The 10,091-nt window shown below is 69.6% G+C and carries 8 protein-coding genes; 5 read left to right on the top strand and 3 right to left on the bottom strand.

All coding sequences use genetic code 11. From position 1 onward, the window contains the following. On the top strand, positions 1–1,442 hold a 1,442-nt coding region (locus tag FMQ63_RS36005; protein ID WP_228556560.1), incomplete at its 5' end, for a HAMP domain-containing sensor histidine kinase. 115 nt (positions 1,443–1,557) lie between these two features. Here the strand turns inward: FMQ63_RS36005 and FMQ63_RS36000 are convergent. Continuing rightward, entirely contained in the window at positions 1,558–3,015 is a 1,458-nt protein-coding gene (locus tag FMQ63_RS36000) for a hypothetical protein (protein WP_011556001.1), read from the bottom strand. 186 nt (positions 3,016–3,201) lie between these two features. After that, positions 3,202–5,166 carry a molecular chaperone HtpG gene (gene htpG, locus FMQ63_RS35995; RefSeq protein WP_011556000.1) on the bottom strand — a complete coding sequence of 655 codons (1,965 nt, stop codon included), beginning with the start codon at positions 5,164–5,166 and terminating at the stop codon, positions 3,202–3,204. 223 nt (positions 5,167–5,389) lie between these two features. On the opposite strand from htpG, the gene FMQ63_RS35990 reads away from it, so the two are divergent. The 4 genes from FMQ63_RS35990 to FMQ63_RS35975 all read left to right on the top strand — a co-directional run bounded on the left by FMQ63_RS35990 (position 5,390) and on the right by FMQ63_RS35975 (position 9,613). Further along, positions 5,390–7,084 carry a DNA mismatch repair protein MutT gene (locus tag FMQ63_RS35990; RefSeq protein WP_026114257.1) on the top strand — a complete coding sequence of 565 codons (1,695 nt, stop codon included), beginning with the start codon at positions 5,390–5,392 and terminating at the stop codon, positions 7,082–7,084. Between the two features lie 79 nt (positions 7,085–7,163). Then, positions 7,164–7,952, top strand: coding sequence for a fatty acid desaturase (locus FMQ63_RS35985; RefSeq protein ID WP_011555998.1), 789 nt, complete (start codon positions 7,164–7,166; stop codon positions 7,950–7,952). Positions 7,953–7,985: 33 nt separating this feature from the next. Continuing rightward, positions 7,986–8,975: a protein-methionine-sulfoxide reductase catalytic subunit MsrP gene (gene msrP, locus FMQ63_RS35980; RefSeq protein WP_011555997.1), complete on the top strand. Its 990-nt coding sequence runs from the start codon at positions 7,986–7,988 to the stop codon at positions 8,973–8,975. An 11-nt stretch (positions 8,976–8,986) separates the two neighbouring features. Further along, a complete protein-coding gene (locus FMQ63_RS35975; protein ID WP_011555996.1) occupies positions 8,987–9,613 on the top strand; it encodes a sulfite oxidase heme-binding subunit YedZ in 627 nt (208 codons plus the stop codon). A 30-nt stretch (positions 9,614–9,643) separates the two neighbouring features. Here the strand turns inward: FMQ63_RS35975 and FMQ63_RS35970 are convergent. Next, a partial coding sequence (locus FMQ63_RS35970) for a response regulator (RefSeq protein WP_141276999.1) occupies positions 9,644–10,091 on the bottom strand: 448 nt, incomplete at its 5' end.

Raw genomic sequence — 10,091 nt, 5'->3', positions numbered from 1 at the left:
GGCGGGGTGGGATGCCCGTTCGCGCCACGCATCAGGTAGGGTGGTGCTTTCCCCTGGAGGGCGTGATGCGGTTGCGGACCTTCCTCACCCTCGGAGCGGTACTCCTTGCGGTTCTGGGGCTGGGGTCCGCGGGTGGACTCTTCTGGATGACCACCCTGCTGCAGCGGCAGACCACCAGCCTCATCGACGCGGCGGAGCGGGTGCGCGCGGCGGCCGAGCTGGAATTCACCTTGCTGCTGCTCCAGTACGCTCACGAAGTGGAAGGTATCGGGCCCACGGACATCGGGCCGCCCGTCGGGGTGGACGCGCTGGTGCGCGAGGTGCCAGAGCGGCTGGCCCATGTCGAGATGTACACGGAGACGGAGGCGGAGCGCGGGCTGGTGGCGGCTTCCCGCGCGAGCGTCGAGGCCTACCTCAATGCGCCGGAGCCGGACCGGCGGCGGCGGTTGGCGCAGGCGGTGGATGCGACGCGGGCGGTGATGGACTCCAGCATCGCGCGGGCGCGCATGGCTCGCGACGAGGCGACCGCCGTGCGGAGAACGGGGCGGCTCCTTGGAACGTTGCTCGCGGTGTCGGTGCTGACGGGCGTGGTGCTGTTCCTCGCCATCGCGCAGACGAGCATCTACCGGCCGCTGGTGGCCATCCGCCGCGCGTTGAGTGCGTTCAAGTCAGGCCGGCGTGAATCCCGGGTGGCGCGCGCGGGGCCGCCGGAGCTCCAGGAGATTGGCGCGGAGTTCAACGACATGGCGGAGACCGTCGCCAGTCAGGACGCGCGGCAGCTCCAGTTCCTCGCGGGCGTGGCGCACGACCTGCGCACGCCGCTCAACGCACTGAAGCTGTCGGCGCAGATGCTGCTGCGGGCCAAGACGGCGCCTCCGCCGGAGAAGGTGCGCGATTCGCTGGTGCGCATCTCCAACCAGGTGGACCGGTTGGAGCGCATGGTGGGCGATCTGCTGGACCGGACGCGCATCGAGGCGGGGAACCTGGAGCTGCGGCTGGAGGAGTGTGACTTGCGCGCGTTGGTGGAGGAGGTGGTGGAGCTCCACCGGCCGTCCAGTGAGCATCACCGGCTGGAGTACTCCGTGCCGGACTCGCCCGTGCCCTGGCGGTGTGATTCGACGCGGCTGTCGCAGGTGCTCACCAACCTGGTGAGCAACGCCATCAAGTACTCGCCCGAGGGTGGGGTGGTGTCGCTGCGGCTGGAGTCCTCGGAGCGCGACGTGTCGGTGTCCGTGACGGATGAAGGCGTGGGGATTCCGCCCGACGACCTGGGCACCCTCTTCGAGCCGTTCAAGCGCAGCCGGACCGCGGCGAAGGACATCCCCGGCGTGGGGCTGGGGCTCTCCGTGTCCCGCCGGATTGCCCGGGCGCACGGGGGGGACATCGAGGTGGAGAGCGTCGTCGGCACGGGCTCTACGTTCCGGCTCCGCCTGCCGCGCTAAGAGGCGTTCGGGGCGCGGGTGGGCATCTGCTCGTTGCCCACGCCCGGAACGATGCTCCGGGCGTGGTGACACCGTGTCTGGAGGCCGGAAGCCGTGCTCCCGGCCCCTCGGGACGTCAGGGAATCGGCGTGGCGGCGTGGCCGCGGCCCGGCGGCGGCGTACCGGGCGGAGGCGGCGGCAGCACGTGCGCCATGCCGGCGTAAGGGCCCGGCTGACGGCCGTCACCGCCGGTGCTCAGCATCAGCGCGATGACCGAGCGGCCCTCCAGCGACACCTCGCGGTGCTCCACCAGCTCGCGCATGGGCACGTCTACCGAGCCGAGCAGCTCGCTCCCGTTCGGCCCGTCCATGTACACCTGGAAGCCGACCCGCCGGTCGTCGAAGGCATTGGCGACAGCGACGAACTCCGCGTCATACGCCGTGTAGATGCCGTCACGCCCCTGCGTCGTCAGGTGCATGCCATCCGGATGGTGGACCTCGATGCGCAGCCTCGGGCGATTCTCATGCGGAATGCTCATGGCCAGGTCCTTCACCAGGTCCGTCATTCCACGCTGCCGGGCCGTCTGGGTCAGCCGGTTGGCCAGCCGCGTGAAGATGTCGTTCGACGCGCCCACCCAGGCCCGGCCATCCGGCCGGCCCGGCGTCACCAGCACCGAGCGCAGCACGACGCGGTAGGGCCGCAGTTGCACCCGCTCCAACTGGTGGTTGGCATATCCGTCGTCCTGACCCGTGCGCAGCGCGACATGGTAGGCATCCGCCGCCCCGTTCCAGTCGCGGCCCGCGATGCGCTGGTCGGCGAGGGCCATGTGGCGCACGTACGCCTCCAGCGGCGCGGCCCGGCCACCCTGCCGCAGGCTCAGCGCGGCGCCGTAGCTCTGCTGCGCGCGCCCCCAGTCACGCTGCGCCCGCGCGGCGTCACCCTCGCGCGACAGCCGCTCGACCTCCTCGGTGATGAAGTGCTCGTACTCCGCGGCGATGTTCTGCGCCCACGCCGATGCGGAGGCGTCCAGACTCAGCACCAACTGCGCCAGCTCGTGGGCCGCGATGAAGTTGCCCTCGTGCAGGTACCGGTCTGCCTGGGCACGCCCCTGGGTGGTGATGATGCGCCGCACGTCCTCCGCGTGCGTCCTGACCTCGGGCGCCGGGGACAACTGCAGCGCCCGGTCCATCAGCGAGGCGGCCTCCGCGTACTGCCCCTGCTGCGCCTGCTGGACGGCCGTGTCCAACTGGCCCATCGCCACCTGCTGTGCCGCGTTCGCGCGGAACGACGCAATCTCCGCGTTGCCCGGCTCCACGGACAGGGCGAAGTCGGACTCGGCGAGCGCACAGCCCCAGTCATTCACCTGCGCGCACGTCTGCGCCCGCTGCTGCGCATCCTGGAGCGCCTTGGTGCGGGCGGTGTCGAACTTGAGTTTGATTTCGGGGCTGTCCGGCTCGCTGGTCAGCGCTTGCCGGTAGGACGCATACGCGGCCTTCCAATCCCCTACGGCCGCGGCGCGGTCTCCCGTCTTTTCGTGCGCTGCGCACGCATGGAGGACCACGGCTGCGAACAACCCCAGAACCACTCGCTTCATGTCGTCGGACTCCCCTCGATATTCCGAGGGACGATAGCCGACGCGCCCCGGGGAAGCCGATACCCCCGTCCCGGGTCGGGCATTCCCCGGGTCCGGGGCCTCCCCGAAGCAGCCGGGCGCACCAGGCGCTCGCCCGGGCTGCGGGCGCCCCCTCTCGAAGGGAGAGGGGGCGTGGGTGACGGCGTCTCAGCTCGCCGTCGCCGAGGCGGGGGTCTGCGCTGGCGCGGGCGCCGCCGCCAGGGCCGCCACCTGCGTCAACAGCCCCGTCATGCGGCGGGCGAAGCGGTTGGGGTCGGCGATGGTGCTGCCCTCGGTGAGCAGCGCCTGGTCGTGGAGCAGCTCAATCCACTCCGCCACCTGGGCCGCGGCCGGGTCGCGGTCATGCACGGCCTTCAGGTGCTCGATGACGGGGTGCTTCGGATTCACTTCCAGGATGCGCTTCACGCGCGGCATGCCCGCGCCCCGGCCGCGCTGCTGGAGCAGGCGCTCCAGGTAGGCCGGCGAGCCGCCCTCTGGCACGACGAGGCACACGGGCGAGTCCGTCAGGCGGTCCGACACGCGCACCTCGCGCACCGACTCCTGGAGCACGTCCTTCATCTTCGAGGTGAGCGTCTTCAGGCCTTCGGCGTGCTGCTCCTGCTCCTTCTTCTGCTCGTCCGTGGACTGGAGCTTCAGGTCCGCCTGGAGCGCGGACACCAGCGGCTTGCCCTGGAACTCGCGCAGGCCCTGCGCGGCCCACTCGTCCACCGGGTCCGTCATGTAGAGGACCTCGAAGCCGCGCTGCTTCAGCGCCTCCAGGTGGGGGCTGTCCGCCACCGCCTTCCGGGACTCGCCGTAGACGTAATAGATGGCCTCCTGGCCTTCCTTCATGCGGCCCACGTAGTCCGCCAGGGACGTCAGGCCCTCCTCGCGCGAGCTCTCGTAGCGCAGCAGACCGCCCAGCTTGTCCTTCTGCTCGGCCTCCGTGGCCAGGCCTTCCTTCAGCACCGTGCCGAAGGCCTTCCAGAAGGTGAGGTAGTCGTCCGGCTTGTCCTTGGCCAGCTTCTCCAGCAGGTCCACGGACTTCTTCACCACGTGCTTGCGGATGGCGCGCACCACCTGCGAGTCCTGGAGCAGCTCGCGCGACACGTTCAGCGGCAGGTCATCCGAATCGATGACGCCGCGCACGAAGCGCAGCCACTGCGGCACCAGCTCCTCGCAGCGGTCCATGATGAACACGCGCTTGACGAACAGCCGCACCCCGCGCTGCTGCTGCGCGTCCAAATCGAACGGAGGCTGCTTGGGCACGAAGAGCAGGCCGGTGAACTGGGTGTTGCCGTCCGCCTTGAAGTGCGTCCACGCCAGCGGCGCTTCCCAGTCGTGCGTCAGGTGCTTGTAGAACTCCTGGTACTGCTCGTCCGTGATTTCGGACTTGGAGCGCTGCCACAGGGCGCTGGCCTTGTTGACGACCTCCAACGACGTCTCCGTCTTCGCCTCGTCGCCGGTCCCCGTCGTCTTGCTCACCTGGAGCTTGATGGGGTGGCCCACGTAGTCGGAGTACTGCGTGATGAGCGACCGCAGCCGCCACTCGCCCAGGAACTCCTTCTGGTCCTCCTTCAGGTGCAGGGTGATGGAGGTGCCGCGCGCGGCGCGCTCGGCGGGCTCCACCGTGAAGGAGCCCTTGGCTTCCGACGTCCACCGCCAGGCGGACTGGCCCTGGCCGGCGGCGCGGCTGACCACCTCCACGCGGTCCGCGACCAGATAGGCGCTGTAGAAGCCCACGCCGAACTGGCCGATGAGCTGCATGTCCTTCTGCTGGCCCTTCTGCGCCAGCGCCTCGATGAACTCGCGCGAGCCGGAGTGGGCGATGGTGCCCAGGTTCTTCACCAGCTCGTCATGCGACATGCCGATGCCGGTGTCCTCGATGGTGAGGGTGCCCTTCGCCTCGTCCGGGATGAGGCGCAGCTCCAGGGCCGGCTCGTCCGCCAGCAACTCCGGCTCCGTAATCGCGCGGAACCGGAGCTTGTCGAGCGCGTCGGACGCGTTGGACACCAGCTCGCGGAGAAAAATCTCCTTGTGGCTGTAGAGCGAATTGATGACCAGGCTGAGGAGCTGATTGATTTCCGCCTGGAATGCGTGGGTCTCCCGCTGGGGGGCGTTTTCGACGGTCATGGTGACAGGGGCCTCCGGGGCGCCCGGTGGGGCGCCAGCGTCGCTTTCCCTTAACCATGGAAAACCGCTTGTCGAGTCCGGACTGTCCGCCCGCCCGCTCAAGGGCGGGTGTGCTGGTGGTCCATTCCGGGTGCGCGCGAATGAGGGGGAAATGTGGGACGTTGGGTTTTCAGATGTGAGGACCCCTGGGAGGGTGGGCCCGGGTTGGAGTAGGGAAGGGGACATGAACCGTACCCTCCTGTCCCTGCTCGGCGCGGCGATGCTGTCGGGCGCCGCTACCGCCGCGGAGAAGACGCCCCCTGCCCGTTTCCCGGATGCCGCGGAGCTCCAGCGCCTGACGGCGCGCTTCGCGCCGGTGGAGCTCCGGGTGGACCTGAAGGCGCTGCCGGAGTCCGAGCGCCGCGCCCTGGCCCGCATTGTCCAGGCCTCGAAGCTGATGGACACGCTCTTCCTGCGTCAGCGGTGGGCGGGCAACGAGCCGCTGCTGCTGGACCTGGTCCAGGACACGACGCCGCTGGGCCGCGCGCGGCTGCAGGCGTTCCTGTTGGACAAGGGGCCCTGGAACAGCCTCGACGAGGCGCGGCCCTTCATCCCGGGCGTGCCGGCCAAGCCCGCGTCCGCGAACTTCTATCCGGCTGGCGCCACCCAGGCGGAGGTGGAGGCGTGGGTGAAGTCGCTGCCCGAGGCGCAGCAGAAGGAGGCCACCGGCTTCTACACCACCATCCGCCGCGGCACGGATGGCCGCTTCATCACGGTGCCCTACAGCGTGGAGTACCAGGGCGAGCTGGCCCTGGCCGCCGCGTTGCTGCGTGAGGCCGCTGCGCTCACCCAGCAGCCCACGCTGAAGGCGTTCCTCACCTCGCGCGCGGACGCGTTCCTGTCCAACGACTACTACGCCAGCGAGGTGGCGTGGATGGAGCTGGACGCCAGCATCGAGCCCACCATCGGGCCCTACGAGGTCTACGAGGACGAGTGGTTCAACTACAAGGCCGCCTTCGAGGCCTTCGTGGGCCTGCGCGACGACGCGGAGACGCAGAAGCTGGCGAAGTTCAGCGGGCAGCTCCAGGGGCTGGAGAACAACCTCCCCATCGACCCGAAGCTGCGCAACCCGAAGCTGGGCGCGCTGGCGCCCATCCGCGTCATCAACAGCCTGTTCTCCTCCGGTGACGGCAACCGGGGCGTGCAGACGGCCGCCTTCAACCTGCCCAACGACGAGCGGGTGTCGGAGAAGATGGGCTCCAAGCGCGTGATGCTGAAGAACGTGCAGGAGGCCAAGTTCGAGCGCGTGCTGCTGCCCATCGCCAAGGTGGCCCTCACCCCGGCGGACCAGAAGGACGTCTCCTTCGATGCCTTCTTCACGCACATCTTGATGCATGAGCTGATGCACGGCCTGGGGCCCAGCAACATCACCGTGGGTGGCAAGGCCACCACCGTGCGCAAGGAGCTCCAGTCGGCCTCCAGCGCCATCGAAGAGGCGAAGGCGGACATCTCCGGCCTGTGGGCGCTCCAGCGCCTGGTGGACACCGGCGTCATCGACAAGTCGCTGGAGCGCACCATGTACACGACGTTCCTGGCCTCCGCCTTCCGCTCCATCCGCTTCGGCGTGGACGAGGCGCACGGCAAGGGCATCGCCGTGCAGCTCAACTACTTCCTGGACACCGGCGCGGTGAAGGTGAACGCGGACGGCACTTTCTCCGTGGTGCCGGCGAAGATGAAGAAGGCCGTCATCTCGCTGACGAAGCAGCTCATGGAGATTCAGGGCCGCGGCGACCGGAAGGCCGCCGAGGCGCTGCTGGCGAAGCTCGGCGTGGTGCGCCCGCCCGTGCAGCGCGTGCTGGAGCGCCTCAAGGACGTGCCGGTGGACATCGAGCCGCGCTACGTCACCGCGGAGGAGCTGGTACGCGACGTGAAGAAGTAGCCACCGGCCCATTGCCCCGCCCCGCCGCCTGGGTATTTCCCATGCGCGGCGGGCCGGCGATGGCCAGAAAGCAGGTGAGATGGAGACTTCCGCCCGCCAACTCCGTCCAGCGCCGCCCGGTCCCTGGGGCGTCGTCATCGCGCTCATCATCATGGGCGCGTGGGGTGGGCACCTTGCCTGGGCGCTGACACGAGCGGAGCTGCCGTGGGTGGAGCCGCTCACCTGGCTGCACGTCGCTCTCCAGGCCTGGCTGTGCACGGGCCTCTTCATCACCGGCCACGACGCCATGCACGGCACGGTGTCCGGCCGGCGCTGGGTGAACGAGGCCGTGGGCACGGTCGCCTGCTTCCTCTTCGCGGGGCTGTCCTACCGTCGGCTGGTGGTGAACCACCGTGCCCACCATGCCCGACCCACGAGCGACGCGGACCCGGACTTTTCCACCCACAGCCAGTCCTTCTGGCCGTGGCTGGGTACCTTCATGGCCCGCTACACCACGCTGCCCCAGCTTGGGGTGATGGCGGCCAAGTTCAACGTGTTGCTCTTCCTGGGCGTCTCCCAGCCACACATCCTCGGCTATTGGGTGCTGCCCTCGGTGTTGGGCACGTTGCAGCTCTTCTACTTCGGCACCTACCTGCCGCACCGGCGCCCGGAGACGCCGGACATGGCCCCTCACCACGCGCGCACGTTGCCGCGCAATCACCTGTGGGCCCTGCTGTCGTGCTTCTTCTTCGGCTACCACTGGGAGCACCACGAGTCCCCGGGCACACCCTGGTGGCGGCTGTGGCGCCTGAAGGACGCCCGGGCCCGTGAGGCCGCGCTGACGCAGAGCACCGGGACGCTCCCGGGACAGGAAGGCACCGCCCGGTAACGCGCGGGCGGCCCGGGCCGTTATACAGGGGCCATGCGCGACAAGCCGCCCGCTGAGCCGCCCAGCTCCGAAGTCACCCCCGAGAAGACGTACCTGCGCCGGCGCGAGCTGCTGAAGAACGCGGGCCTCTTCGCGGGCACGGCCGTCGCCGTCGCCGGAGGGCTGCACCTGCTGGGCCGCAAGCAGACGCGCCCCATGGAGCGCTTCGTCCCGGACGCGGGCCTGGTGGAGCAACCGGTGGCGCAGGCGATGGGCCCCTTCGACACGGACGAGCCGCGCACGCCCTACGAGGACGTCACCACCTACAACAACTTCTACGAGTTCGGCTTCGACAAGAACGACCCGGCCCGCTTCGCGCACACGCTGAAGCCGAAGCCGTGGAGCGTCGTCATCGACGGCGAGGTGCATAAACCGCGGACGGTGGACGTGGAGCAGCTCACGTCCTGGTTCTCCCTGGAGGAGCGCGTCTACCGCATGCGCTGCGTGGAGGCCTGGTCCATGGTGATTCCGTGGCTGGGCTTCCCGCTGGCGGCGCTGCTCCAGCGCGTGGAGCCCACCAGCCATGCGAAGTACGTCGCCTTCACCACGCTGCTGGACCCGGAGCAGATGCCGGGCCAGCGCCGCGCCCTGTTGGATTGGCCGTACACGGAAGGACTGCGCCTGGACGAGGCGATGAACCCGCTCACGCTGCTGGCCACGGGGCTCTACGGCCGGCAACTGCCCAACCAGAACGGCGCGCCGCTGCGGCTCGTGGCTCCTTGGAAGTATGGATTCAAGGGCATCAAGTCCATTGTCCGCATCAGCCTCACGCGGGAGGAGCCCATGACGACGTGGCGCCTGTCCGCGCCGCGCGAGTATGGCTTCTACGCCAACGTGAATCCTTCCGTGCCCCATCCGCGCTGGAGCCAGGCCAGCGAGCGCCGCATCGGCGACTTCGAGCGCCGCCCCACGCTGCCCTTCAATGGCTACGCGGAGCAGGTGGCCCACCTCTACACCGGCATGGACCTGCGCCGGTTCTACTGAGTCCCCGCGCCATGGCCTCGTCTCCGTATCCCTGGCTCAACCCCGCGCTCGTCGTGGGTGGCCTGTCGCCGCTGCTGATGCTCGCCGTCCAGGGGCCCCGGGGCGAGCTGGGGCCCAACGCGATTGAAGCCGCGCTCCACCAGACGGGGCTGCTGACGCTGGTGCTGCTGGTGGCCTCGCTGACGTGCACGCCGCTGCGGCTGGTGGCGGGGTGGACGTGGCCCGCGCGCGTGCGCCGCACCCTGGGCCTCTTGGCCTTCACCTACGCGGTGGCGCACTTCCTCGTGTACGCGGTGCTGGACCAGGGGCTGGCGTGGGGCGCGCTGTGGGCGGACGTCACCGAGCGCCCCTTCATCACCGTGGGCTTCGCCGCGCTGGTGCTGCTGGTGCCCCTGGCCGTGACGTCGACGAACCGGTGGGTGCGGCGGCTGGGCTTTCCACGCTGGCAGCGCCTGCACCGGCTGGCCTATGGGGCCGCGGCGCTGGGCGTGGTGCACTTCGTGTGGCGCGTGAAGAAGGACGTCACCGAGCCGCTCATCTACGGCGCGGTGCTGGCGCTCCTGATGGCCATTCGCGTGGGTGAAGCCATGCGAAAACGCCGGGCCCGCGCCGCTGCGGCGGCCCGGAACCCGGCGTGAGTGAAGCGGTGCCCAGACGGGCGCGGCGCGCTACTTGCGCGGCAGCGGGAGGATGGTGTCCACCAGCGTCATGAGCTGCGCGCAGCTCACCGGCTTGCGGACGAAGGCGCTGATGCCGGCCTTCTGACCCAGCGCGCGCACCTCCGCCACGTTCGGGTCGCCCGTCATCATCAGGATGGGCACCTTGGCCAGACGCGGGTTGGCGCTGGCGCGAATCTGCGCGGCGAAGTCCGCGCCGTTCATCCCATCCATGTGGAAGTCCGTGAGGACCAGGTCCACCGGCTCCGCTTCCGACACCTTGAGGCCTTCCTCGGCGGACTCCGCTTCGAGGAACTCGAAGTTGCGAGCCATGAGGTAGATCTTCAGCAGCGTGCGGATGGAGCGGCTGTCATCCACCAACAGCACGCGCTGCGGAGCCGTGCCCGTGGCGGGGCGCGCGCCCAGGGGGCGGGTCGTCTCCGTCGTGCTGCGGAGGGGG

This window comes from Myxococcus sp. CA005 (assembly GCF_006518205.1).
GTDB classification, from domain to species: domain Bacteria; phylum Myxococcota; class Myxococcia; order Myxococcales; family Myxococcaceae; genus Myxococcus; species Myxococcus xanthus.
The sequence above is the reverse complement of the archived record's forward strand: the minus strand, read 5'-3'. Positions and strand labels throughout refer to the sequence as shown.